The organism is Xanthomonas sp. WHRI 1810A (assembly GCF_040202885.1).
Classification (GTDB): Bacteria; Pseudomonadota; Gammaproteobacteria; order Pseudomonadales; family Pseudomonadaceae; genus Aquipseudomonas.
This window is the reverse complement of the sequence record NZ_JBEGED010000050.1, coordinates 1-696: the sequence shown is the minus strand read 5'-3', so window position 1 is coordinate 696 and position 696 is coordinate 1. Positions and strand designations below refer to the sequence as shown.

General features: G+C 54.3%; 1 protein-coding gene. It reads left to right on the top strand.

All coding sequences use genetic code 11. The features are described from left to right. Positions 1 to 145: 145 nt before the first annotated feature. Positions 146 to 696: DDE-type integrase/transposase/recombinase (locus tag ABQX22_RS26655; RefSeq protein ID WP_349802853.1), on the top strand; the 551-nt coding region annotated here is incomplete at its 3' end.

The following is a 696-nucleotide window of genomic DNA, read 5'->3' as shown; positions in this document are numbered from 1 at the left end:
GGCAGCCAGTCAAGGGCACCAAGGCCATTACCGAGGATCAGCGTCAGATTCAGGAACTCAAAGCCAAGGTAAAAAGGCTTGAGCTGGAGGCAGAAATCTTAAAAAAGGCTACCGCTCTCTTGATGTCGGATCCCGATCGCTTTCGGTGATTGCGGAGCTAAGAGAGCAGTATCCGACGGCAACGTTATGTGACGTTTTTCAGGTCAAGCGCAGCAGCTTTTATGAGTGGTTGCAGCGCAGTGCGCGTCCGAAAATCAAGCGTGACGCGCTCAAAGCCAAGGTGGTTGGGTTGCATATGGAAAGCCGGGAAAGCATGGGGGCCAGGATGGTTGCCAAGAACCTGCAAGCACAGAACATTACAATAGGCCGCCACCTCGCAGGCAAGCTGATGCGCGAAGCCAATATCGTTAGCAAACAGCGCCGACCGGCTGCTTTTCGCTCCAAAGGAGCAGAGGCGTTCATTGCCCCGAATCACCTGAAACGCAATTTCGACCCTTCGTCGACCAACCAGGTATGGTGCGGTGATGTGACCAGTTTATGGGTGGAAAATCGCTGGTTTCACCTGGCAATCGTGATTGACCTGTATGCGCGCCGGGCTATTGGCTGGGCGTTCTCTCAGGTCAATGACGCCAATCTGGTTGGCAAAGCATTGCGCATGGCGATTGAGCTTCGTGGGTGCCCTGCAGGCCTGATGTT